This window comes from Enterococcus sp. DIV0802b, assembly GCF_050543535.1.
GTDB lineage: Bacteria > Bacillota > Bacilli > Lactobacillales > Enterococcaceae > Enterococcus_D > Enterococcus_D entomosocium.
The window spans coordinates 2,146,889-2,171,631 of sequence record NZ_CP172941.1; the positions used below are offsets into that span (position 1 = coordinate 2,146,889).

At 44.5% G+C, this 24,743-nt stretch carries 23 protein-coding genes, 1 tRNA gene and 3 other annotated features; of the genes, 7 read left to right on the plus strand and 17 right to left on the minus strand.

Features of this window, described 5'->3' with window-relative positions; all coding sequences use genetic code 11:
• Positions 1-287 precede the first annotated feature (287 nt).
• The 4 genes from IGJ12_RS10185 to rplU all read right to left on the minus strand — a co-directional run bounded on the left by IGJ12_RS10185 (position 288) and on the right by rplU (position 1,847).
• Positions 288-752, minus strand: a complete 465-nt coding sequence (locus IGJ12_RS10185; RefSeq protein WP_430618974.1) for a GNAT family N-acetyltransferase — start codon at positions 750-752, stop codon at positions 288-290.
• 109 nt (positions 753-861) lie between these two features.
• On the minus strand, positions 862-1,155 hold the full coding sequence (gene rpmA / locus IGJ12_RS10190) for a 50S ribosomal protein L27 (RefSeq protein ID WP_003126181.1): 294 nt from the start codon (positions 1,153-1,155) through the stop codon (positions 862-864).
• A gap of 12 nt (positions 1,156-1,167) precedes the next feature.
• Positions 1,168-1,512 carry a ribosomal-processing cysteine protease Prp gene (locus IGJ12_RS10195; RefSeq protein WP_005225752.1) on the minus strand — a complete coding sequence of 115 codons (345 nt, stop codon included), beginning with the start codon at positions 1,510-1,512 and terminating at the stop codon, positions 1,168-1,170.
• Between the two features lie 26 nt (positions 1,513-1,538).
• Positions 1,539-1,847 (minus strand): 50S ribosomal protein L21, encoded by a 309-nt coding sequence (gene rplU / locus IGJ12_RS10200; protein WP_005225751.1) that lies wholly within the window; start codon positions 1,845-1,847, stop codon positions 1,539-1,541.
• Between the two features lie 19 nt (positions 1,848-1,866).
• Positions 1,867-1,937: a sequence feature (ribosomal protein L21 leader region), on the minus strand.
• A gap of 169 nt (positions 1,938-2,106) precedes the next feature.
• On the opposite strand from rplU, the gene IGJ12_RS10205 reads away from it, so the two are divergent.
• Positions 2,107-2,760 carry a uracil-DNA glycosylase gene (locus IGJ12_RS10205; protein WP_034872574.1) on the plus strand — a complete coding sequence of 218 codons (654 nt, stop codon included), beginning with the start codon at positions 2,107-2,109 and terminating at the stop codon, positions 2,758-2,760.
• A 17-nt stretch (positions 2,761-2,777) separates the two neighbouring features.
• Here the strand turns inward: IGJ12_RS10205 and leuD are convergent, their stop codons facing one another.
• From leuD to IGJ12_RS10225, 4 genes are read right to left on the minus strand one after another with little or no spacing between them, the layout of a single operon-like run.
• Positions 2,778-3,365 (minus strand): 3-isopropylmalate dehydratase small subunit, encoded by a 588-nt coding sequence (leuD, locus tag IGJ12_RS10210; protein ID WP_016612252.1) that lies wholly within the window; start codon positions 3,363-3,365, stop codon positions 2,778-2,780.
• Positions 3,365-4,747, minus strand: a complete 1,383-nt coding sequence (gene leuC / locus IGJ12_RS10215) for a 3-isopropylmalate dehydratase large subunit (RefSeq protein WP_086373056.1) — start codon at positions 4,745-4,747, stop codon at positions 3,365-3,367. The genes leuD and leuC overlap by 1 nt, the downstream gene beginning before the upstream one ends.
• Positions 4,728-5,792, minus strand: a complete 1,065-nt coding sequence (gene leuB / locus IGJ12_RS10220; protein WP_005235314.1) for a 3-isopropylmalate dehydrogenase — start codon at positions 5,790-5,792, stop codon at positions 4,728-4,730. The genes leuC and leuB overlap by 20 nt, the downstream gene beginning before the upstream one ends.
• On the minus strand, positions 5,789-7,309 hold the full coding sequence (locus IGJ12_RS10225; protein WP_016612263.1) for a 2-isopropylmalate synthase: 1,521 nt from the start codon (positions 7,307-7,309) through the stop codon (positions 5,789-5,791). The genes leuB and IGJ12_RS10225 overlap by 4 nt, the downstream gene beginning before the upstream one ends.
• A gap of 576 nt (positions 7,310-7,885) precedes the next feature.
• Here IGJ12_RS10225 and IGJ12_RS10230 point away from each other — a divergent pair.
• The 4 genes from IGJ12_RS10230 to IGJ12_RS10245 all read left to right on the plus strand — a co-directional run bounded on the left by IGJ12_RS10230 (position 7,886) and on the right by IGJ12_RS10245 (position 10,742).
• Positions 7,886-8,584 (plus strand): O-methyltransferase, encoded by a 699-nt coding sequence (locus IGJ12_RS10230; protein WP_008378512.1) that lies wholly within the window; start codon positions 7,886-7,888, stop codon positions 8,582-8,584.
• 145 nt (positions 8,585-8,729) lie between these two features.
• A tRNA-Arg gene (locus IGJ12_RS10235) sits at positions 8,730-8,803 on the plus strand.
• A 471-nt stretch (positions 8,804-9,274) separates the two neighbouring features.
• Positions 9,275-9,523 carry a hypothetical protein gene (locus IGJ12_RS10240; RefSeq protein WP_010747977.1) on the plus strand — a complete coding sequence of 83 codons (249 nt, stop codon included), beginning with the start codon at positions 9,275-9,277 and terminating at the stop codon, positions 9,521-9,523.
• A 361-nt stretch (positions 9,524-9,884) separates the two neighbouring features.
• Positions 9,885-10,742 carry a PhzF family phenazine biosynthesis protein gene (locus IGJ12_RS10245; protein ID WP_315040048.1) on the plus strand — a complete coding sequence of 286 codons (858 nt, stop codon included), beginning with the start codon at positions 9,885-9,887 and terminating at the stop codon, positions 10,740-10,742.
• A 153-nt stretch (positions 10,743-10,895) separates the two neighbouring features.
• On the opposite strand, the gene trpA is transcribed toward IGJ12_RS10245, so the two are convergent.
• The 7 genes from trpA to trpE are packed head-to-tail and all read right to left on the minus strand — an operon-like array spanning position 10,896 to position 17,305.
• Entirely contained in the window at positions 10,896-11,672 is a 777-nt protein-coding gene (gene trpA / locus IGJ12_RS10250; protein ID WP_430618975.1) for a tryptophan synthase subunit alpha, read from the minus strand.
• On the minus strand, positions 11,669-12,862 hold the full coding sequence (trpB, locus tag IGJ12_RS10255) for a tryptophan synthase subunit beta (protein WP_086373060.1): 1,194 nt from the start codon (positions 12,860-12,862) through the stop codon (positions 11,669-11,671). Before trpB ends, trpA begins: the two co-directional genes overlap by 4 nt.
• A complete protein-coding gene (locus IGJ12_RS10260; protein ID WP_008378521.1) occupies positions 12,859-13,506 on the minus strand; it encodes a phosphoribosylanthranilate isomerase in 648 nt (215 codons plus the stop codon). Before IGJ12_RS10260 ends, trpB begins: the two co-directional genes overlap by 4 nt.
• The gene (trpC, locus tag IGJ12_RS10265; RefSeq protein ID WP_086316286.1) at positions 13,503-14,261 is read right to left on the minus strand and encodes an indole-3-glycerol phosphate synthase TrpC; all 759 of its coding nucleotides are present in this window, start codon (positions 14,259-14,261) and stop codon (positions 13,503-13,505) included. Before trpC ends, IGJ12_RS10260 begins: the two co-directional genes overlap by 4 nt.
• A 26-nt stretch (positions 14,262-14,287) precedes the next feature.
• A complete protein-coding gene (trpD, locus tag IGJ12_RS10270; RefSeq protein ID WP_430618976.1) occupies positions 14,288-15,322 on the minus strand; it encodes an anthranilate phosphoribosyltransferase in 1,035 nt (344 codons plus the stop codon).
• The gene (locus IGJ12_RS10275) at positions 15,322-15,918 is read right to left on the minus strand and encodes an aminodeoxychorismate/anthranilate synthase component II (RefSeq protein ID WP_087663971.1); all 597 of its coding nucleotides are present in this window, start codon (positions 15,916-15,918) and stop codon (positions 15,322-15,324) included. Before IGJ12_RS10275 ends, trpD begins: the two co-directional genes overlap by 1 nt.
• Positions 15,899-17,305 carry an anthranilate synthase component I gene (gene trpE, locus IGJ12_RS10280; RefSeq protein ID WP_430618977.1) on the minus strand — a complete coding sequence of 469 codons (1,407 nt, stop codon included), beginning with the start codon at positions 17,303-17,305 and terminating at the stop codon, positions 15,899-15,901. The genes IGJ12_RS10275 and trpE overlap by 20 nt, the downstream gene beginning before the upstream one ends.
• A gap of 58 nt (positions 17,306-17,363) precedes the next feature.
• Positions 17,364-17,609: a binding site (T-box leader), on the minus strand.
• Between the two features lie 66 nt (positions 17,610-17,675).
• Positions 17,676-17,888: a binding site (T-box leader), on the minus strand.
• An 812-nt stretch (positions 17,889-18,700) separates the two neighbouring features.
• Between trpE and IGJ12_RS10285 the strand changes: the two genes are divergently transcribed.
• Positions 18,701-20,152 (plus strand): helix-turn-helix domain-containing protein, encoded by a 1,452-nt coding sequence (locus IGJ12_RS10285; RefSeq protein ID WP_005235280.1) that lies wholly within the window; start codon positions 18,701-18,703, stop codon positions 20,150-20,152.
• A 16-nt stretch (positions 20,153-20,168) separates the two neighbouring features.
• Here IGJ12_RS10285 and IGJ12_RS10290 read toward each other — a convergent pair whose 3' ends face one another.
• Positions 20,169-22,733 carry an HAD-IC family P-type ATPase gene (locus IGJ12_RS10290; RefSeq protein WP_430618978.1) on the minus strand — a complete coding sequence of 855 codons (2,565 nt, stop codon included), beginning with the start codon at positions 22,731-22,733 and terminating at the stop codon, positions 20,169-20,171.
• Positions 22,734-23,002: 269 nt separating this feature from the next.
• On the opposite strand from IGJ12_RS10290, the gene IGJ12_RS10295 reads away from it, so the two are divergent.
• Positions 23,003-23,341 (plus strand): RidA family protein, encoded by a 339-nt coding sequence (locus IGJ12_RS10295; RefSeq protein ID WP_016613408.1) that lies wholly within the window; start codon positions 23,003-23,005, stop codon positions 23,339-23,341.
• A 69-nt stretch (positions 23,342-23,410) separates the two neighbouring features.
• On the opposite strand, the gene IGJ12_RS10300 is transcribed toward IGJ12_RS10295, so the two are convergent.
• Complete coding sequence (locus IGJ12_RS10300; protein WP_430618979.1) at positions 23,411-24,577, minus strand: glycerate kinase family protein; 1,167 nt, start codon at positions 24,575-24,577, stop codon at positions 23,411-23,413.
• Positions 24,578-24,743 lie beyond the last annotated feature (166 nt).

A 24,743-nucleotide genomic window follows, 5' to 3' on the forward strand; every position in this document is an offset into this window, starting at 1 on the left:
TTTTTCGAAAGTTTCTTTCCATTTGTTCTACTTCCTCAGAGTATCAAATGAATATAAGGTTTGTGTTGTCAACGTGTAAAGATTCCGTTAATAGCAAAAGGAACTTTGTGAACAACAAAGCATGGATATACTCGTAATTCTTACCCTAAGTGCACAAAATTTCTTGAAAAATCTAGCCAGAAAATGACGGCACACTTTTTTGACCGGAAAAACACCAATAAAAAAAGCAGAGAATCCCCTTAAGAACCTCTGCTTTTGACCTCATTTTTTACAGTAGAAAGAGTCATTTACCCTTGATCCGTTGGCAGCTGCAACAAGAGTACATGCTCGTTATCAATCATTTCACCTGTCAAGACAAAGCCGTTTCGTTCGTAAAGCTTTGTTGCGATCTCGTTGCCATCTACAGCGGAGATCCTTAATTCTTGCGCTTGGATATGGGTTTTGAACCAATCTAACCCAGCAAGAAACGCCTGACTGCCTAACCCTTGATTTTGGAATTTTTCTGCGATCATAAACCGCTCGATCCACCACGAAGCTTTTGGATAATCCTCATCCGCTTCGTAAAAACTAAATAAGAGAAAGCCGACCATATCCTCACCATTGTAGAGGGCAAATGCCTGACGTGGTTCCTCATAGATCGCCTCTAACATTGAGTACCAATTGGGCGCAACAAAATCTTCTTGCTCCTTCGTTGTCTTCAAATTCATGCACGCACGATAGTTTCCCTTCGTGATTTCTTTTAATTGAATCATTGCTTCACTCCTTATCTAAGCCATTATAAATAACTATTTCGTTAAAACGGTTTCATTGGTGTATAAAAAAACACCCAGGTTACTTTTACGTAATCTGGATGTCATTTTCTTATGCTTCTTGCGCTACTGGATAAACAGATACTTGTTTTTTGTCGCGGCCTTTACGTTCGAAACGAACAACGCCGTCAACTTTTGCAAACAATGTATCATCTCCACCGATACCTACGTTTACCCCTGGGTAAATTTTAGTACCGCGTTGGCGATAAAGGATTGATCCGCCTGAAACGGTTTGACCGTCAGCACGTTTCGCACCTAAACGTTTTGATTGAGAGTCACGTCCGTTAGAAGTAGAACCCCCACCTTTTTTGTGAGCGAAGAATTGCAAATTCATTTTCATCAACATGAGATGCACCTCCTAGTTTTCTTTAGTAGTTTTGATTTGGATATAATCGTTGTACTCTTCTTGAACTGATTGCAAGCCGATCAACAAATTTTCTAAAAGAATTTGTGCGATATTCGACTGCTCTTGGGTCAAACGAGAAGGCAGCGTGACTAATAAGTACCCACCATTTTCGTTATCTGCTTCAACTTTTGGCGCAACGCCAGCCAAAGCATCGATCCCATTGACTGCACTGATCGCTAAAGCGGATGCTGCAGCACAGACGATGTCTTTGCCGTATTCTCCTGCTTGTGCGTGTCCAGCTAGTTCAAAAGAAACAATCCGACCAGAGTCATTTCGTTTGAATGTCCCTTTGATCATATTCGTTACCCTGCTTTTCGTAAGAATTAAGCGTTGATCGCGTCAATAACAACTTTTGTGTAAGGTTGACGGTGACCTTGTTTACGGTGTGAATGTTTTTTAGGTTTGTATTTGAAAGTTACGACTTTCTTTTGTTTGCCGTGTTTTTCAACAGTTCCTTCAACAGTTGCTCCTGCAACGATTGGGGCACCCACTTTTGTTGATTCGCCACCTACTAAGATAACTTCATCAAAAGTAACCTTTTGTCCAGCTTCAACGTCTAATTTTTCAACGTAGATTGCTTGACCCACTTCAACTTTTACTTGTTTCCCACCAGTTTTGATAATTGCGTACATGCTCTACAGCACCTCCTTATAATATACTTAGACTCGCCATCCCAAGTGACTTTCGTACTTACTACTTGTTCTGTGCGGTTGTAGCTGTGGAGTCCACAATTACAACAGATTAACTTTATCAAAATGTTTTCCTAAAGTCAATCACTAATTAAGGAAAAGACAGAATTCTTTTGCTACTAGTCATTTCCTTTTGTGCATTTTTTATTTTCTATTACTATAGAAGAAAGAGCACAAGCGAAACAGAATGGGAGGAGTTTTCATGCAATACCCCAAAGAATTAGCCACTGCCGTTCAACAGGCATCCCGCAGTTATCCGTTGGAAGGATTTGTTCCAGGTCAAGGACCGCTGCAGCCCAAATTGATGATCGTTGGTGAAGCCCCTGGTCGAACCGAAATCGAGAATTTTATTCCTTTTAGCGGACAAGCAGGAAAAGAATTGATGAAATCGTTGGCTTTAGCCGGTTTGACCCGTGAGGATGTCTACATCACCAGCGCTGTCCGCAGCCGTCCATATTCCGTCAAAGAGCGAATCAACAAGCGCAGCGGTGCCCATGAGATCGTCCATCCCAATCGGACACCTACCAAAAAGGAAGTCTTGCTACACGCACCACTGCTTGACTACGAGTTGTCCATCGTGGATCCGCCCGTCATTGCAACTGTTGGCAATATCGGACTACAGCGATTATTAGGCAACGCCTATTATATCAAAGACCACCATGGCGAAGTGATCCGTTCCAAAATTCAAGAAAGCAATCCGACAAAGGATGGCTATCAATGGTCGGAAAAAGAATATCTGATCGTGCCGATGTATCATCCCGCTGCGATCTTTTATAATCGGACGTTGACTCCGCAAATCGAAGCTGATTGGCGAGGGTTAAGAAACATTCTTTCACAAATACCAGCCGACGAATAACGACCAGTCCCCTAGCCCTACTGCCAATACGCTGGAATCGTCTGCTCATAGGCGGTGATTTTCGCCTCTTCCTGCAAGGTGATACTGATCTCATCGAGACCGTGGATCAATTTGTGTTTCCAGGTAGCATCGATTGCAAAGAAATGCTCCTCCCCGGCAACGATCACACATTGCCTCGGCAAGTCGATGCTGATTTTTTCAGAAGCAGGCAGCGAGGCGATCCTTTGGCGAACAGTCAAAGGCAGCTCGATGGGTAGCAGCCCGTTTTTGGTGGCATTCATATAGAAAATATCACCGAAGCTGCCAGCAATCACGGCTTTAAAGCCGTAATCCAACAGCGCCCATGCCGCATGCTCTCGAGAAGAGCCAGAACCAAAATTATCACCAGTGACGAGGACTTGAGCGGTCTGATATGCTGGATCATTCAAGATAAATGCTGGATTAGGCTTGCGTTGCGGCAAATAGCGCCAATCGTCAAATAAAAATTCGCCAAACCCCGTTTTTTCAACGCGCTTCAAATAATTTTTCGGTAGGATTTGATCGGTATCGATATTGTCATTCATCAAAGGCAGCGTCGTACCTTCAAATTGCGTAAAAGCTTCCATTAACCAACACCTCCAACCACTTCTCGTACATCGACAAAACGCCCATGGATCGCAGCTGCTGCCGCCATTGCTGGACTACAAAGGTGCGTCCGAGCGTTTTTCCCTTGCCGTCCAACAAAATTGCGGTTTGACGTGGAGGCACAGTGGACGCCTTCTGGTACTTTATCAGGATTCATTCCTAGGCACATGGAACAGCCAGGCTCCCGCCATTCAAAACCAGCCTCAATAAAGACTTTGTCTAAACCGATAGCTTCCGCTGCTTTACGAACAGGGCGTGAACCAGGAACGATAATGCCAGTGACCCCTTCTTTGATGGTCTGACCTTTCAAAATCGCCGCTGCTTCTTGCAGATCAGACAAACGACCATTGGTACACGATCCGATAAAGATGTATTCGATGGGGATATCGGCAGCCGTCTGTCCGGGGTGCAGTGCCATATATTCATAGGCTTGCTGATCATTGTGATCTCGCACTTCAGGAAACGTTTCGCTGACCGGTACTCCCATTTCTGGATTGGTGCCCCAAGTGATGTAAGGTTCTAAGGTTGCTGCGTCTAAGGTGATCAGGGCATCATAGTTGGCACCTTCATCGGTATACAGGGTTTCCCAATCCGTCACCGCACTGGCAAACGCTTGTGGCGCAAAGCGTCGATCCTTGACATAAGCAAAGGTCGTTTCATCAGGTGCGATCAAGCCCATTTTCGCCCCACCTTCGATCGACATATTGCAAATGGTCATGCGCTCTTCCATCGTCAGGTTGCGGATCGTTTCGCCAAAGAATTCTACGGCATAGCCACCACCAAAATCTGTGCCATGCGTCGCGATCAATGCCAAAATAATATCTTTGGCGTACACCCCCGGCTGCAGATGACCGGTGATCTCAACTCCCATGCGTTTCGGTTTTGTCTGCCAAATCGTCTGTGTCGCAAAGACATGCTCCACTTCACTCGTACCGATCCCAAATGCGATCGCGCCGAAAGCACCATGGGTGGCAGTATGGGAATCACCGCAAACGATCGTTTTTCCTGGTTGGGTCAAGCCTACTTCTGGGCCAACCATATGGACAATTCCTTGGTTGGCAGAGCCATTGTCACACAATTCGATCCCAAAATCATGACAGTTTTTACGTAACGTATCCATTTGCTTTTTTGCAACCAGATCGGTGATGGTAAAAATATCTTTGGTAGGCACATTATGATCCATTGTTGCGAAGGTTTTTTCGGGACAGCGAACTGTCCGTCCCGCTTGCCGCAAGCCTTCGAAGGCTTGCGGCGTCGTCACTTCATGGATCATATGCAGATCGACATAAAGCAGCTGCGCCTGCCCTTCTTCTCCTGTGATCACATGCCGATCCCATAGTTTATCAAACAGCGTTTTCCCCATAATTGCTCACTCCTAACTGTGCAATAACCGCTTCTGTAAAGGCAGTTGTCGTTGCCGTCCCACCTAAATCACGCGTCAAGATCCCCGCATTCATTACCTCATAACACGCACTTTCGATGGTATCTGCCAGCTGTTCCTCTTGAAAGGACTCTCTTAGCATCATCACGACAGACAAAATCATGGAAACCGGATTGGCACAATTTTGCCTAGCAATATCCGGTGCCGAGCCATGGATCGGTTCATATAAAGAAACCCCTTCTGCGCCATGGCTTGCGCTTGGTAGCACCCCTAATGACCCCGGCAAAACCGAGGCTTCATCACTTAAAATGTCGCCAAAGAGATTTTCGGTCACGATTACATCAAAGTCTTTGGGATTTTGGATGATTTTCATAGCGGCGGAATCAACATATTGATGAGTCAACTGACAATCCGGGAATTCCTGTGCCGTTTCTTCCGCTAATCGGCGCCAAAGCCGGCTAGTCGCCAACACATTTGCTTTATCGACAGAGAGAACCCGCTTCTTCCGCGTACGGGCGATCTCAAAGGCTTTACGCAAAATCCGTCGAATCTCTGCTTGGTGATAATGATTGATGTCGTAGGCTTCTTCAGGTTTTTCTGCTTTTTCGCCAAAATAGATACCGCCAGTCAACTCACGAACGATGACAAAATCTGTCCCTCGAAGGATCGTTTCTTTGATGGGAGACAAAGCAATCACCGCATCAACTACTTTGATGGGTCGAATATTGGCGTATAGACCTAACGCTTGACGCAGATTCAAAAGTCCTTTCTCGGGTGTTGTCGGTGCGTTTTCCCAAGCTGGATCACCAATGGCTCCTAAAAGGACCGCATCCGCCTGCTGGCAAGCTTGTAGTGTTTCTTGCGGCAATGGCTCTCCAGTAAGTGCCAGCGCCGCTCCACCAAATGGCCGCTGGTCAAAATGAAAGTGCTGGAGATGGTCAGGACAAGCCGCTTTCAATACCGCAAGGGCACTGTCCATAATTTCTGGTCCGATGCCATCTCCTGCTAAAACCACGATCTTTTTCAAACAAGGACACCTCGATTCTTTAGAGCTGCGCTAGCCTGTACATATGCTTTGGCTGACGCCTGCAAGACATCAAAGTCTAAGCCGATCCCGCTGATTTTTTCATTGGTTTCCTGGCATTCAATGACCACGTGCACTTCCGCTTGCGCATCTTCCCCACTGGTCAAGGCAGTGATCTCATAATTCAACAACTTCGGCTGCTGCTGGAAAATCTGATCGATCGAGTTGTAGATAGCTTGGATACTGCCGGCACCGATGGCTGATGCCACTTGTTTTTCCTCGTCTTTGATGATAGAAACCACTGCTCCTTGATGGCCATTGGACACGTATTGTAGCTGAACGGCGTCCAACTCGCAGCCGCCTTCTTGGCTGCGGCCTTGATCGGCCACCAAAGCCAGCAAATCTTGTTCGGTCACTTGCTTCTTTTTATCTGCCAATTCTTTGAAGCGTTTAAACAATTCGTTGGTTTCTTCTTGGTCAAACTGGTAGCCCAGTTGCTGCATTTTATCGACAAACGCATGGCGGCCAGAAAGTTTGCCTAAAGGCAACGAGTTGGTTTCTACCCCCACCAACTGTGGGGTAATAATTTCGTAGGTCTCAGGATTTTTCAAGACGCCATCTTGATGAATCCCTGATTCATGGGCATAAGCATTGCCTCCGACGATCGCTTTGTTTTTCGGTACCGTGATTCCTGACAAACGTGCCACCAGATCGCTGGTTCGTTTTGTTTCGTTTAATTTGATGTTGGAGGTAGCCTGATAGAAATCATTGCGAATATGCAACGCCAAGGCCACTTCTTCTAATGCAGTATTGCCAGCTCGTTCGCCGATCCCGTTGATAGTTCCTTCCACCCGATCAGCACCATTTTCAATAGCCGCCAGCGCATTGGCTGTCGCCATTCCCAAGTCATCATGACAATGGGAAGAAAAAGTGATCTGCTGCTCGCTTTTGATATTGGCGATCAAATAGGCAAAAAGCGCTCCATATTCCGTAGGATTGGTAAACCCTACTGTATCGGGCACATTGATGATCGTCGCGCCGGCATCAATCGCTGTTTGAACCGCCTCAAGCAAGAAGGCTTTATCGGTGCGGGTGGCATCTTCTGGCGAGAATTGAACTTTTTCAAAGCGTTCACGCGCATAAGCCACATGTTCTTTGATGGAAGCGAGTACTTCTGCTTTCGTCATATTCAGCTTGTACTGGCGATGCACCTTACTCGTTGCTAGAAAGACATGGATCTGTGGATCGACGGCTTGATAAAGAGCTTCATAGGCACGATCAATGTCTTTTTTCTGACAACGGGCAAGTCCTGCAACGGTCATTTTCGTCACCGCCCCAGCAATCGCTTTGACTGCTTGAAAATCTCCTTCTGATGCAATCGGAAAACCTGCTTCGATCGTATCGATGCCCCATTTTTCTAATTGCAGCGCCAGTTGAACCTTCTCTTTCGTATTAAAGTTGACTCCCGGGGTCTGTTCACCGTCTCGCAATGTCGTATCAAAAAACTGGATTTTTCTCATCACTATTTCCTCCTTAGCAGTGGTAGGAGCACGCTTGGCGCGACCTCATTCAAACACAATTGAAAAAATGGTATAAAAAAAGCACTCCATAAAGGGTTTCCTTCATGCAATGCGAATAGGACTCTTCAAATGATGCCTTAAAAAAGGCGGGTCATAGAAAAAGAGTCCTTACGATAATAATAATAAAAATGCAGCTGTTTGTTTCAATCGTTTATCCATCGTCGTCACCTATCACTTTTTTTATCTTGTTATGAAGATACCAAACAGCAGGTTCCTCTGTCAACACTTTTCCCTGAATTTTCTGAATATTTCGATAAAAAGTTCGTTTTTACCCTGTTGATGGGTTGCTTTTCTTCCTTGATGAAAATTTAAGCAGAACCTGACGAGATCTTCACAGGATTTTAACCAAACCTCCACATAACACCGTTATGATAGAAATATCCCAAAAATATTTTTCACCCCTTTATCCTGCCAGTCTTATGACTGGTTTTTTTGTTGTTCCAAAGACTCGAAAAGATTGAACTTAAGGTGAGTTATTCGTATAATAGGGGACAGCGATAAATTAGGAGGATGAAGATGCGCAACGAAATGATGCATCGTCCAGTAGTCAAACCAGAACTAGTGGCGTTTATGCGTGAAAAACAAAAACAATTACCCGGCGAACTTGGTGAAATCGAGCAAGCCGCTCATAAAAAAGAAGTGCCAATCATCCCACATGAAACAGTGGTCTTTTTGCAGTTTTTATTAGGACAACTCCAGCCAAAAGAAATCCTTGAGATCGGCACAGCGATCGGTTTTTCTTCAAGCTTGATGGCGCAATGTGTGAAAGATGGTCATGTCACAACGATCGATCGCTTTGACGTCATGATCCGCAAAGCCAAAGAAACTTACGCTCGCTTAGGAAATGAAGAAAAAATCACGCTATTAGAAGGACAAGCGGCAGACGTTCTACCTACATTGAGTGGCCCCTATGATTTTATCTTCATGGACAGCGCCAAATCAAAATACATTGAATTTTTACCAGAATGTCTGCGTCTATTACGCAAAGGCGGTGTGCTGATGGTGGATGACGTATTTCAAGCTGGAACGATTCTACAACCCATCGAAGAAATTCCTCGCAACCAGCGAGCAATCCATCGCAAATTGAATCTTTTCTTGGATACTGTGATGAACCATCCTCAGCTGACCTCCACGCTTGTCCCTTTGGGAGATGGCGTGATTCTCATTACGAAAGAAGCAGATAGCGTAATTCTTGAGGAACCTGAGAAAGGTTGAGGGCAGCTGCGCTTCCTTTTTTCAAAGAAAAAATAAGAAAAGGGCGAAAAGCGATTGACATTGCTGCGCCCTTTTTCTATAATGTTATTTGTTGCTGATTGATTTCAACAGCTTAGGCGAAGTGAGCATTCGCTGAAAATTATTTGTTCCAGTAGCTCAGCCGGATAGAGCATTCGCCTTCTAAGCGAACGGTCGGGGGTTCGAATCCCTCCTGGAACGTTATTTAACCGTCGAGAACCCTTGTTCTTGGCGGTTTTTGTTTGTTCTTGTGCCAAATGTGTGCCAAATTGATCTAATTTTTTTGCCATAGCAATTTGGTGACTAATCAACAGCCTGTTCCCTTCCTCATCACAAAGCAATTAAACGATCGCTTCCCATCCGCTTCAATCTTCAGCAAATTTCTTTCATTGGCATCATCGTTTCCGTATTTATTCTAATTGTCAGCAATTTCTCTCCGTAAAATACTCATTCTCTAGTTAAATGATACCTCGCCGTTTTATTTAGTAGACACTGTTCTAACAAACGAAGACTTGGCTTTGCCTGTATGATCGATGAGATCTATAAATCGTTCCATTTAAACAGCTTAGTTTCTTCAATTTCACAATTCCAAGAAATATCTGATTTACTTAACTCGATGCCGTCATGCTATACTTATTAGCTAATAATCTAATTTATTAAAGGAGACGAACTATGAAAAAAACGAATTTCGTTGTTGTTTTTTGGCTGATTCTTACACTTATTTCTTTCATTGTCTTTCTGTTCAACTTCAATTCCTTCTGGCAATACCTCTCTTCCTTGATTTTTCCCATTGATGGAAGCTACTTAGATAAAAATCGTTATTATCGTCAACTGTTTTCTGTGACCCCTATGTTGATAGTTACAGTCGGATTTTTTTACGCTGGTCTCAAACAAGCATTGAAAGTTTACAATCAAAGTTAAACTATTTCAGCCTCGCAGTAAGGTTATCATTTTTTTATGCAGCAATGATTTTAGCATAACCTCAACGCTTTTTACCAAACGATTTAAGTAAATGAGAAAGCAACAGGGATGCTGCGTTCTCATTTGCTTTTTTGATAGCTAAAATATTTACTGGTACCTATAAGATAATAGTTGACGAGAAAGGTTGGCATGCTCAAAGGAACGTTTTTGCTATAGTATGCTTACATACCGCACTCTTCGATCACTCATTTTTTTCATTTTATCGTACCTTCAGTATAACACGCTTACCCAATCCGTTTTCATATCCTCCTCCTGCAAAAATTATGCTATGCTTAACAAGAACAAAGAAAGCAGGTGTCCTATGGAGATAACGGTACATATCGCAAGTGGGTTTAGTAAAAATCAAACGGGTGGCAACAAGGCTGGAGTCGTCTTGTTGGAACAGCCTCTTACGCCACAACAAAAGTTAGCCGTCGCAAAAGAGTTAGGCTTTTCAGAAACAGCTTTTTTATCGAAATGCCCGCAGGCCGATTTCCGATTTGACTATTTTACGCCAAAAGAAGAAGTTGACTTATGCGGACATGCAACAATTGCCTCCTTTGCACTATTATCGTATCTAAACAAACTTTCCAAGCAACAGTATCGCATCGACACCAACGCCGGACGTTTGTCGATCACCATCAAAGACGGTGTCATTTTCATGGAACAGAACAAACCACTGTTTTCAGATGTGCTTTCACTAGAACAATTAACTGACTGTTTTGATACCAATGCTATCAATGATCAAATTCCTATTCAAATCGTTTCTACTGGATTAAAGGATATCCTTATCCCAATCAAAACAACGGCCCAGTTGCAGCAAGTTGCACCTGATTTTGAGGAAATAAAAAAAGTAAGTGCGCTTCAACAAGTAGTTGGCATGCACTTATATGCAATGGAAAAAGAACGAATCGTTTGCCGTAACTTTGCCCCATTGTTTGACATCAATGAAGAATCTGCCACAGGCACTTCCAATGCCGCTTTGGCTTGCTTCTTGTATCAAAAGTGTGCCCTCGAAAAAGAAGTGTATCGCTTTGAACAAGGCAGCAATTTAGGTGAACCTTCTGAAATCTTTGTCAAACTAGCTACGACTTCGCGAAAGGTAATCCAACATGTTTACGTTGGGGGCAGAGGGCATTTTTGCGAGACAGTAACCATCGACACGGATACACTGGCATAATCACGACAATTTGGGGCTGATCTTCAATCAGCCTTTTTTCTTTTCCTCTTCACACATCACGTTCTTTTTTCCATAGCAGCCCATCAGTACCTCGAATACTAGTTTTCTCATAAAAAAAGAACCCAATTCGGGTTCTTTCCTTCACATTGTTTTCTATGGCTTACCAACAAGTTTTGCTAACAGCTCACTGACTTTAGGCAGTGGCTCGTTTTGTAGCGCTGCTACGATTTTTGAACCGATCACTACCCCCTCACACACACTGGCAAAGCGCTGCACATCTGCGTGGGTCGAGACCCCGAAACCAGCTAATACTGGAATCGGACTTTTTTCCGAAATGGCTTGCAAATGCTGATCCAGCTGTTCGTTGTATTGGCGATCTTCTCCAGTGACACCGTTCACTGTCACAGCATAAACGAATCCTTCCGCGTCTTCGATCAGCGTCTGAATTCTGTCTGGAGGACTGGTCAAAGAGACCAGTGTGATCAGCGCGAGATCCGCCGCATCAAAAGTAGGGGTTACTAGTGATCGATGTTCAAAAGGTAAATCTGGAATAATCAACCCTTTCACATTTGTCGCTTTTAACTCATTTGCTAACTGTTCAATCCCATAATGAAAGAATGAATTGGCATACCCCATCAATACCAGTGGAACCTCGGAATGGATGGTTTGCAGCAAAGCAATGATCTTTTTTAAAGTGGTCCCATTGGCTAATGCCTGCATTCCAGCTGCTTGGATGACCGCTCCATCTGCGACTGGGTCTGAAAAGGGCACGCCGATTTCAATGGCGGCTGCGCCATGTGTCGTCAACAGTTCGATTTCTGCTGGCAGGCGTTCCAGTCCGTTGGCACCCGCCATAATATAAGGAACAAATAGTGGCTTGCCTTGTTTTTGGCGCTCCTTTAGTTTCATCGTCAATGTTTTGCTGGTCATTTCGCTGCTCCTTTCCGGTCTTTGATTTGTTGAACATCTTTGTCCCCTCGCCCAGACAAGCAGATCACTAAGCGTTCTTCGGGTGTCATGATTGGGGCTAGCTTTAGGGCATAGGCAACGGCATGAGCACTTTCCAAAGCAGGAATAATGCCTTCGATTTGAGACAAGAGATAAAAGGCGTCAACGGCTTCTTCATCAGTGACAGCGAAATACTCCGCTCGCTCAATCTCCTTCAAGTAAGAATGCTCGGGACCGACCCCTGGATAATCCAAACCAGCTGAAATCGAATAAGGTTCGATCACTTGCCCATCATCGTCTTGCAGCAGATGCATTTTGGTACCATGTAAAATACCGATACTGCCTTTCGTCAAGGTCGCCGCATGCTCAGTAGTATCCACACCTTTCCCAGCTGCTTCAACGCCAATCAAACGAACGGTCTGATCATCGATAAAAGGGTAAAACATTCCCATCGCATTGCTGCCGCCGCCAACACAAGCAACGACTGTCGTCGGTAGTCGTCCTTCTTTTTCTAATAGTTGCCGTCGTGTCTCACTGCCAATCACACTTTGAAAATCTCGAACGATCTCTGGAAAAGGATGCGGACCGAGTACGGAACCCATCACGTAATGGGTGTCCTCGACGGTTGCGACCCAGTAACGCAGCGCTTCATTGACAGCATCTTTCAATGTCTGATTGCCTGAAGTGACTGAAACCACTTTTGCTCCCAACAATTCCATTCGAAAGACGTTTAGTGCTTGCCGCTGAACATCTACCGCACCCATAAAAATCGTGCATTCCATACCGAACAACGCGGCCGCAGTCGCTGTGGCGACGCCATGCTGTCCAGCACCGGTCTCCGCTACCACTTTCTTTTTCCCCATCCGCTTTGCTAATAACACTTGCCCTAGCGCATTATTGATTTTATGGGCGCCCGTATGATTCAAATCTTCTCGCTTCAGATAAATTTTGGCACCGCCTAAGTGTTGTGACAAGCGCTGTGCATGATAAAGGGGGGTCTCTCTTCCTACATACTCTTGCAAATATTCCTGTAATTCTGCTTGAAAAATTGCGTCCGCTTGTGCTTCACGATAGACAGTTTCCAATTGCTTGACTGCATACATCAATGTCTCTGGCACAAACTGCCCGCCAAAAGAACCATAAAAACCTGCTTCTGTGGGGTATTGGGTCATTTTATCTTCTCCTTTACTAAGTAAATAAATTGTTCGATTTTCCGACTGTCTTTCTTTCCCTGGGTTTCAACGCCTGAAGAAACATCGACAGCATAAGGCCTAAAAAGTTGGATCGCCTCTTCTACATTTTCCGCGTGCAAACCGCCAGCAATAAAAAATCGCTCAGACAACGGTAACGGTTTTCTCGCCGCTTTTTGCCAATCAAAGGATTGGCCGTTGCCGCCAGCATAAGGGTGATCTCTTACTGGAGCGTCCAATAACCCAAAATCTGCATCGCAGCTTAGGAAATCTTGTTCTAAAGTCTCTGCTTCTCCATCAAAGGCTTGGATCACTGCGATCTTTTGATGCGCAAAAATGCCTGTCTGGATGGCTGTTTGCAAAGATGGCAGAACCTTTCCATGGAGCTGAATCGCTGTCAGCTGGGCGGCTTGAATTGCCGCTTGCACTTCTTCAAAACTTGGAGAAACGAAAACCCCGACTTTCCCTACATTTTGGGGTACTTGCTCCGTTATCTTGCGGACTTGTGTCGGATCGATTCTCCGACGGCTTTCGGCAAAAACAAAGCCAAGGTAATCTGCTCCTGCACTGATGGCAGTTTCGACATGCAGCCGTTCGGTGAGTCCACAAATTTTCACTTTGGTCATCGGCGGCTCACCTGCAAATCTGCAGCTGTTTCAGCAATTCGATTGCTTCTCATCAACGTTTCTCCAACGAGGACTCCATGATAAAACGGTGCAAGCTGCAGCACATCGGAGGAAGTTCGAATACCAGATTCACTGATGTAAACCGCCTCTGACGGCTGAGGTGCTAAAGCAACACTGACATCCAAGGAAACGTCAAAGGTTTTTAGGTCACGATTGTTGACGCCGATGATTTTGGCCCCTAAGGCTTGGGCTTGTTGAAATTCAGCCGCATTATGAGTCTCAACGAGTACTTCCAACCCTAGTGCTATTGCCTCTTGATGAAGTATGGCTAAGCGTTCTGGTTTTAAAGCGGCCACGATCAATAAAACAATACTGGCACCCGCATTCTTGGCGCGAATCAATTGTTTTCTGTCGATAATAAAGTCTTTGCATAGTATAGGCACCGAAACGGCATTACTGACTGCTTCAAGATCTGCCAGCGAGCCTTTAAAAAACTGCTGGTCGGTCAAAACGGAAATCCCGCTGACACCCGCGGCTTCATAAGCTTGCGCTTGTGTGACTGGGTCAATCCCTTGGTTGATATCTCCTTTTGAGGGTGAAGCACGCTTGATTTCAGCAATGAGGTGCATCTTTTGTGGTTGGTCCTTGACTTGCTGATAAAATGATGGACGTTTCGCTACGACCTTTTCGATTTCTTGTGGCATCGCGGCAACTTCTTCAACTTTTTTCTGGATGATCGTTTCTAAAAAATCCATGATTCTCCTCCTTACAGCTCTCGTAGTTAATGGCTATTTGACTGACGAATCAGCATCTGCAGTTTGTCGTAGGCCGCGCCCGAAGCGATACACGCTCGTGCCATCTCAAAGCCTTCCGCTAGGGTGGCGGCTTTGCCGTTGGTATAAAAGCCTAACCCTGCATTTAAGACCACTGTCTCTAGATAAACGGAAGGGTGATTTTTCAAAACTGCTGTTAAGATCGCGGCGTTTTGAGCCGCATCTCCGCCGACGATCGCCTCGATCGGTGCTGGCGTAAAGCCATACGCTTGCGGATCCAAAGAAAAATTCGTCACCTTTCCTTCGTGATAAAAACTGATCGCCGTTTCACCAGCCAAATTGGCTTCATCCATCCCATTACATCCATGGATCACCATTGCTCGTTGCCGACCAAGACTGCCTAACGCCTGAGCGGTGTCTACCAAGCTCTCGCCAGCGTAAGTACCGATCAGTTGCGTAGTCAATGGCACAGGATTGATCAAAGGGCCTAATAGATTAAAAATCGTTGGTGTCGCTAATTCTTGCCGTATTTTCATCACTGCTTTCATGCCCGGATGCAACGACGGGGCGAAGAGAAAAGCGATGCCGACTGTCGCTAATAGATCGGCGATTTTTTCTGGTGATGCTTGAATTGCCACCCCCAAGCATGCTAAGACATCAGCACTGCCTGAACGACTAGAGATACTGCGATTGCCGTGTTTTGCCATCGTGATTCCCCCAGCTGCTAAAACGAAGGCAGCCGTAGTGGAGACATTAAAACTATTGGCGTGGTCGCCACCAGTGCCGCAATTGTCCATGGTGTCTCCTCCTTCATAAGGAATGGTCACGGCATGCTCTAACATAATTTCTGCTAAAGCAGTCAATTCGGCAGCTGTGATGCCGTTGATCTTCATCGCAACTAATGCTGCGCCCAATTGACTTTCTGAAAACACCCCGCTTAAAATTCCTTGAGCAAAGTGACGCATCTCCTGATAACTTAAATGACGGCCATTAAATAATTGCTGAGTGATTTGTTGCGGCGGCTGCTTTTTTAGTGCTTGCATTAAAGATTCCTCCTTTTTTCATCTTGTGTTTTTTCTGTATTATCCGAGACGAGTTTAAGAAACTGTTCTATGAAAAATGCCCCCTCGTTTGTTCCCATTGATTCTGGATGGAATTGGAGTCCTACGATTGGTTTTTCGCGATGCTGAATCGCCATGATGATCCCTTCTGTTTCAGCCAACACCTCAAATTCCGCTGAAAGTGTCGCTGGCTCAATGACAAGCGAGTGATAGCGCATTACAGTCATGTCTCCTAGGTAGGTTTCGAATACGCCTTTTTTCTGATACGTAAGGGTCGATTGCTTGCCGTGCATAATAGCTGGTGCTTGGACCACTTTGGCACCAAACGCTTCACCAATGGCTTGATGACCTAAGCAGATGCCTAAAAGCGGCTTGCTATCATGGTATGTTTTGATCAAAGAAATCATGAATCCTGCCTCTTCGGGACGGCCTGGTCCCGGGGAAAAAATGATGGCATCTGCTTCTTTAGCAACAATAAAAAGCTCTGGATCGTCATTTCGCAAGACGATCGTATCCGCTGGACATTGCTGGACTAAGTTATACGTAAAGGAATCATAATTATCGACTAGTAAAATCATTGGCTGACACCTCCAATAGTGCTTTGGCTTTGTGTAATGTTTCTTGGTATTCAGATGAAGGATCAGAATCATAAACGATCCCCGCCCCTGCTTGGACATATGCGATCTCGTCTTTCAATACCAATGTCCGAATCCCGATGGCAAAATCCGCTTGATCATTTCGTGAAAAATAACCAACTGCACCAGCATAGACCCCTCTTCGAACAGCTTCCCACTGATAGATGCGAGTCATGGCACGAATCTTTGGTGCCCCGCTGACCGTGCCTGCTGGCAGGGTTGCTTTCAAGGCATCCATTGCCGTCACACCTGCTCTGCGCTTGGCAGCCACTACCGAAACGATGTGCATGACATAGCGGTATTTCTCGATCACCATGTATAAAGGAACATGAACCGTCCCATGTTCAGCGATCCGCCCTAAATCATTGCGCCCAAGATCGATCAGCATCTGATGCTCTGCACGTTCTTTTTCATCTGCCAATAGTTCATTTGCCAAAGCTTCGTCTTCTGCTTTGGTTGCACCTCGTTTGCGGGTACCAGCGATCGGATTCGTGGTGATTTCGTCGCCTTGAACGCGAATCAGGCTTTCAGGTGAGCTACCAATCACTTTAAATCCGTGATCGAAATCAAGATAATAGAGATACGCGGAAGGATTTGTCACTCGTAGTTTGCGGTAATAGTCAAAGGGCTCTTGTTTAAATGACGCTTTCAGACGTTGCGAAGGAACGACTTGGAACATGTCTCCCGCCGTAATTCGGGCTTTCGCCTCTTGAACGATCGCTTCATAGGCATGTTGAGTAACATTGCTGGTAAAATGCAGTTTTTCATTTGACAATACACGGGTCTCAGCGGCGACTGGTGTCCTTAACTGCTGCTTCACTGCTTGCATTACCTGCTCCATCTCGACGGTTCCTCTTTGGCTATAGCAATTTTCAAGAATGATCGTTAAAGTTTCCGTCTGATGGTCCAAAACGAGAAAAGTTTCGAAAAGCCAAAAGGCCATATCAGGCACTTGCAATTCATCTGCGGGCAGTTGTCCGATGTCTTCATAGCAAGCGGCGATATCATAGCCCGCATACCCGATAGCCCCACTTTGCAGCGGTAGATTCGGTAAAGCGCTAATTTCCTTTTTGACTACATACCCTTCCATTTCTTTTAAAGGGTCCTGACACGGGTACTTGTTGACCGTTTTTTTCAAAAGATCCTCCACTTGAAAAACACCATCCTTAAAGGTCATTTTCTGAACGGGATCAAAGGTAAGGATCGAATAGCGTCCGGTATCTTCTTCTCTGGGAATACTTTCCAATAAACATTTATGCGCCCCTTGAATCCGTAAAAAAACTGAGACAGGTGTCAAACAATCGCTGTTGATTCGTTCCATTCGATACATAAGCTGCTCCTTTCTTTGTAAACAAAAAGCCCTCAAGCAAACGCCATAAAAACGTCTGCTTGAGGGCGAATGATCGCGGTACCACCTCAATTGAAGTTGCCCAAATAAACAACTTCTTCTCTATCAACCGTCTAACAACGGTCTTCCTCTATAACGGGAGTTCCCGCATTTTCCTACTGCCAAAAAAGGGTTCAAAAAATGATCGGCTAAGGCCATTTCCTTGATTTCTTGGTGCCGGACTCTCATCACCGCCGACTTTCTGTAACCAAAAAAGACTCAAGTACTTCTCTTAGTTTGATTTTACGTTTATTTTTTTATTGTTTGAAGGGCAAGAAAAACAAAAAAGCCCTCAGGCAAACAAACTTGTCTGCCTGAGGGCGATTACTCACGGTGCCACCTCAATTGGTTCTCTAGATCGTCTATCAACGATCGTTCTCTGTAACGGGAGTTCCCGGAAAAAGCCTACTGATTTCAGCCTTTCGACACAAAAGTCCATTTCTGAAGCGTCAATCTGCTGATTTGCACCACCATCAGCTCTCTGCAAGACGAACGTCCTCATACTTCTCTTTTGTTTAGTCTTAATGAGTTATTGGTAGCTATATTACGCGGCTTTTGTTGATCTGTCAACAGGAAAAAGCGAATTTTATTTTTTTGGCTCCTTTTGACAAAACAAGAAAACATCCTGCAACGGTTTGTCTTAACCAAAATGACGACACACTCTTTAGGCCAAAAATGCCCTTCACTTCTTTCAGATTACTTAATTATAGTTGCTGATCCATTTAAATAATATTTGTTTTTTTATAACCCTTACGTGAAGATCAAGCTACGAAATATTCGCTATCTTTTACCAAAAAATCGACATTTACCCAAAATTTTCATGACATCATGAAAAAACAGAATTGTTAGTCAAAATATTATTCTATATGATTGAACCGGATATAAGAAAGGGTGATTAAATGCACATAGACAAATTATATTTCTCCACCTTTATTTATAAAATGAGCTGCTTAGAATTTACTTACTCTCTCATTCAATCCAATGAGAAAAATGCCGATTTATCAGAGGAAGAACAAGCAGAAATTGAATGGATCATCGACTCTGCTCTCCATCGAAAACTCTACGCCTCTCGCAAAAAGAGTCTTTTTTCCTCAAAAATAAAATTATCGAAAGAAAGTTATTCTTTGTATTTGCGAATGAAGAAATACGAACATATGATAGACCTCTAACCGTTAAAACACATAAAAAACCTCATTCCTTTAGACAGTTACTCAGAAGGATACCCATTCCATCTTTTTTAATAGAAAAACATCATTCGGTGAATTGGAAATAGCAAAACTTGCCTTTTTCGTATAAAATCAAAAAGAACACGAAAGACTCAGAAAGGAAGTTTTTGTCATGGATGGGATGATGAAAAAAATCATTACCGAGAAGGATTTATTACGTCAGATCCTTCTCTTGGAACAACTGGCGAATCACAAAATGATCACTGCCAAGCAACTAGCAAAATTGATCGATACGACGGAACGAACGGTTTTTTCTGATATAACCTATATTCGTCAACAATTACCCGAAGGTTGGCAGATTGAAGCCGCCAGTAATGGCTTTGCTTTGACCCATGATGGGCCATTGTTGATGAGTCAGCTATGGGAAACGTTTTTCCCTCAATCAATCGGTGTTTCTTTAATGAAAGCATTGCTTTTTTCCAGCGAACTTAGCACGCAAGAAATTCTTGGCCAAGCGGGAACTTCCTATGAAACTTTGCGGCGGCATATTACAAAATTAAATAAAAGTTTGACGGATTTTTCCTTACGGATTCGCATCACAAATCGCGTGATCCGCTTTGAAGGAAGTGAGATCAATATTCGGGTCTTTTTCCATCGACTTTTACTGCCTTATACCCATAACAATTACTTTTTTGAGGAATATACAATTCATGAGTCCCACTATCAACATTTTTTACAGCGTCTGGGCAAAGATAAACTCCAAATCGACGTAGAACAAATCTTCGGTACTTGCTGGTTTTTTATCAATACAATCCGTATCAAGGCCAATTGCCGCATGGATTCCTTCGAATTTAATGGGGATGATCCCCTCTACGGTCTTTTCCAACAGCCATTAAGTTATCTCTACCAAAAAGAAGGCGTATATTTAGAATGCAGCGAACACTTCTTTAGCTTCTACTGTTTTTTAGAAAGCTGGAACTACAATAACGATTGGTCCCAAACGATTCAAGCGACTCTTGAAACGTATCAAACCATTCACGATAAAACGACCCATTTTGTCGAACAATTAGCCCGCTCGTTGCAGCTACCTCTCGCTAGCGGGACGCAGCTGATTGAGAATCTGTTGCTGCTCTTGATCAAAACGCAAGAGTCTGCCAAACTCTCAGAATGGTTTGGGTTAGAATTTCACGAGATCCAGCGCTTGAATCAGCCCTATTCGCTACCGATAGAAGCAACGATCCATGACTTTTTAGAAGAACAGACAAACAGTCAAAGGGAAACGAGTTTTCCTTTATGGTCAACCACCACCTTGTTGATCCAACAGGCTATTTTACAAATCAACCCTATCCGGGCAAAGGGATACTTTATCTTTCAAGGGGAGCCAGCATGGAAAGCTTACCTTATGCAAGAATTGAATGACTTTCTCGGAGCACGTATTCTGCTATCGGCGATCGAACCAGGTCAACTAGAAGGGCTATCGGCAACCGACGTTGATTTTGTTTTGTCAAACTTCCCATTAGATGATGCCCCTGTCCCAGTCTTTTATTTATCGATGGTACCGACCAAAAATGAGCTCAATCAAGTGACTGAGCTCATTCAAACCTATTATTTAAGTTATCACTAGAATCATCAAGCTGCCTTTATTGTTTCACTGGGGCAGCTTTTTGACGTCCTTGCAGCTTGTTTGTAATAAATTTCTCACCTTCGACGACTGTGAAAAGAAGTGCCCCGTTGGCTGCAATACTCAACTGCTGCATCAGCGTCAAAGAACCGATCCCTAAAAGCTGGTGTCCGATAGGTGTTAGGAAAATCGCTGCCTGCAATACAATCAGTAGTGCCAGGGAGACTAAGAGTGCTTTATTGGCAAAGAGTTGGCGATTCAACGCCGGCTTTACCAGCTCACGACAGTTCAGTAAGTAGACTGCTTGAGCAAAGACGATACTTTGCAGTAGCATGCTTTGTTGAAGGACCGTTCCTTCAAACTGAATCGCTAAGACGTAGGAAGGAATCATGATTAACAGCGAGACATAGAAGATGCGGAACAGACTGTACCAAGATAAGATACCTTCTTTGATTGGCCGTGGTGGTCGATTCATGACATCCGCACTTGCCTTCTCAAAACCGAGTGCGTAAGAAAGCGTGATGGTTGTCACCATATTTACCCATAAAATTTGTACAGGTGTCAGTGGCAGTGGTCGGTTCAACAAGAGAGCCGCAATAACGATCAATCCTTGTGCAACAGCCGTTGGTAAGAAGAAGTTGATGGTTTTCTTCAAATTATCGTAGATCCGTCGACCCACTCGGACGGCATTGGCGATCGTATGAAAATTATCGTCTGCCAAAACCATATCGGCTGCTTGCTTGGTTACTTCACTGCCTTTGATCCCCATAGCGATCCCAATGTCGGCTTTTTTCAGCGCTGGTGCATCGTTTACACCATCGCCGGTCATTCCGACAATCTCTTCATTCGCCTGCAAAGCACTAACGATCCGTAATTTATGCTCTGGGGTCGTTCGAGCAAAGATATCTGTCTTTTGGACTGCTTGCTGCAACTCCTCCTCAGACAGCAGATCGATTTCCAGCCCTTCCAACACGTGATTCGTGTGCTTCAATCCAATTTGCTTGCCGATAGCTTGAGCGGTCTTGCCATGATCTCCTGTGATCATTTTGACTTGGATGCCCGCTTGCAAGCACTCTTTTACTGCTTTGATGGCACTGTCTTTCGGAGGATCAATGATGCCAGCGATCCCAACAAAGGTTAAATTGATGAGTGCTTCGTGGGACAAGGACTCCTGTGCCGACAGCGTCAGATGCGCAAAGCCGATCAGTCGCTGCCCTTTCGCTGCTAATTTTGCACTTTCATCAAACCACCATTGCTTTTGATCTGAAGTCAGTTGGCTTTTCTCAAGCAACACTTCGGGCGCACCTTTGACAAACACTACCGAGTCATTCGGCTCTTCTTGATTTTGATGGCGTGTTGCCATGTACTTGTAAGAGGAACTAAAAGGAATTTTATCGACTGTTTTACGCAATGGTTGCTGCGATAATTCTGCGTATTGTAACAAGGCTTTTTCGGTTGGGTTTCCAACGAGTTCAGCCGCCTTTTGTCCTTCGTCTTGCTTCAAATCTTGACAATTTGCCATGATATCAAGCACCGTTGCTTTATCCACGTTTGACTCAACTAAGACATCGACGACCGTCATTTCATTTTTGGTCAAGGTTCCTGTTTTGTCTGAACAAATCACCGTCATGGCACCTAGTGTCTCCACTGATGGCATCGTTTTGATGATTGCTTGCTCCTCAGACATTTCCTTGACACCCATCGATAAAATCATGGTCAGCACGGCTGGCAAGCCCTCAGGAATCATTGCTACAACTAATGCGATACCTGATGAGAACAAGAGATCAAGATCAAAGCCGTAGCGGAAGGTAGTAAAGAAGATCAAGAAAATCACTAATCCGATAATGCCTTTAAAGATTTGGTGATTCAATTGCTTCATTTTTTTGATCAACGGGGTTTCTTGCGCTTTCACAGACTGAATTGCTTGATTGATCTGGCCGATTTGTGTATCGTCTCCTGTTTCAACGACGATCCCGCTGGCAGTTCCGCTTTCTACATGGGTACCAGAAAACGCCATGTTCCGCTGGTCACCAATCGTACTTTCTTGAGTAATGGGTTCGGTCATTTTTTGAACTGGCTCAGATTCGCCGGTTAAGATAGACTCTTCAATCACAAGATCATGGGTTTCGATCAAGCGCATATCTGCTGGTACGACATCTCCTGGTCCTAAAACGACTAAATCTCCGTTTACTAAGGAAGAAACAGCAATTTTCTTCTTGCGGCCATGAACATAAATTGTTGCTTCTTGCCCCATGAATTGCTTCAACCCATCCAGTGACTCTTGGGCTTTACGCTCTTGCCAGTAGCCGACTAATCCATTGATGACGACGACCGCCATAATAATGCCGCTTTCGATATAATCACCCGAAACCCCTTTTAAGACGGCTGCGACGATTAAGACCAACATCAGTAAGTCTGTAAAATGCTTGCCGACTTTCTTCCATGTAGGGATCTGCGCTGCCTCAGTAATTTTATTTTCACCTTGCTTTGCTAAACGCTGGTTGCGTTCTTCGGAGGAAAGGCCCTGCCGTGTTGTTTGCAACGTATGTAATAGTTCTTCTGTTGTGTTTTTGTACCAATTCATATTTTTTTCCTCCTTGTTTATTTATTTGATCTGAACATAGTATAAGACATTAAAACCATAAAATTCTGGCGATAATTTCAGTGGAGCCTGAAAAAAATGAGTGTTTTTATTAAAGGGGAAGGGCGGCTTCGTCCCGTGGTTTCACAAAACCAACAGAAAACGTTTGTTGATTGTTTTTGCAGGTGTAATCAAGTAAACTAAGACACACCCAATCAATTGCTATCTGTCCCCATCATCCAAAGGTAAGATAGAAGAAAGGAGCCAAATAAATGGCAATCTATACCGATACAAAAATCGCGCAGGGACCTTTTCTTTTCATTTCTGGTCAAACGCCGTCACAAGACGGAGCCACACCTGAGGACCCGCAAGAGCAAACAGCCATCGTTTTGAAGAAAATCGAAGAGCATTTATCAGCCAATCAACTGTCTTGGTCATCAGTGGTCAAAATGACCGTCTTTTTAACGGATGCTGCTTACTTAGCTGCTGTCCGTACGGCATTCACAACCATTTTGGCAGAAAACAAACCGGCCATGAGTCTCGTCATCGTTGCCGGCTTGGTTGCCCCTGAATTTAAAGTGGAGATTGAAGCACAAGCCACCTTGGCTTAAAAAGGCGCAACACCAAAAAACTTCGTACTGGCTATTGCCTTCCCTACGAAGTTTTTTGGTGTTTGCTTCTTATTTGGTTGGAAAATCAGTGCCTTCTGAAGGAGCTGATCCGGTCTTTTTTTGCCACTGCTCCACAAAGCCGGCGATGGCTTGAGCAGTCTGTTGAGCATTAATCAAGGTTCGCTTTTTTCCCATCGCTTCTGCCAAGGAAACTGGTCCTTGTTGGATACTGAAGACTGTTGGAAGCAATTGCGACAGTTCACCGAGACGTTCGGTTCGGGAGCCACAGATTGCAACAATTGGGAGTTGGCGTTTTTGAGCGAGCAAAGCGACACCATAGGGTACTTTCCCCCTAGCTGTTTGGCCATCGATACGACCTTCACCGGTGATCAATAAGTCTGCTCCTTTGATTTTTTCCTCAAATCCAATCAAGGAAGCAATCGTCGAAAATCCCGGAACCAACTGACCACCTGCCAAATAAACCGCACCACCAAGGCCCCCAGCTGCACCAGAACCAGGGACTTCCAAATCGATCCCCGTGGTCCGCTTGATGTGTTCAGCTAAACGATTTGCTTGTTGATCCAACTGCTGGATCGTTTCTTTGGTTGCCCCTTTCTGTGAACCAAAAACTGACGCAAATCCTTGTTCACCTGAATAAGGATTTGTTACATCGGCTAAAGCAAACAGGTCAATTTGTGCAAGCAGAGGGTTCAACTGGCTGAGCTCCAGAGATTCTGCCTGCAGCAAAGGATTGTTTTCCATTCGCTCGTTTCTTTGAATGGTTGCTCCTAACGCAAGTAAAAAGCCTACGCCCCCATCAGAAGTGCCGCTACCGCCAAGGGTCAAGTAAATCTTTTTCACTCCTTGTCTGCAAGCTGCTAAGACCATTTGGCCTAAACCAAAAGAAGAGCTATTGCGGGTGGTCTCGTCACTAGGTTCCACGAGTTGCAATCCGATCACTTCCGCAGATTCAATCAAAGCGATTTTTTCTTCATTGATTTTTGTGACCAACATACGGGCTTGCAACTTACCACCTAATGGGTCGGTCACTGGAACCGTTTCGTAATTGCCTCCAAACGCAGCAAAGACTGCTGCCATTGAGCCTTCTCCCCCATCAGCGATGGGAATACTACATTTTTCCCACTGGTCTGAAAACCCGCTTAAGACCGCTTGATTTAATTCTGCGGAAGTGGCGCTTCCTTTGAAGGAATCAATCGCTGCTACAATTTTCATCATTCTGCCTCTCCTTCTAGATCATCTCTTTGCCAGAGATGGGGGCACCTACGTTAATAATCAACCTTTGGTTAATCAAATCAACCAAAAGTTAACTAGTAATCCATTGTAAGTTATCCCTTCTCCTCTTATGATAGAAGTATATCAAACAAACCTATCGGAGGTGTAC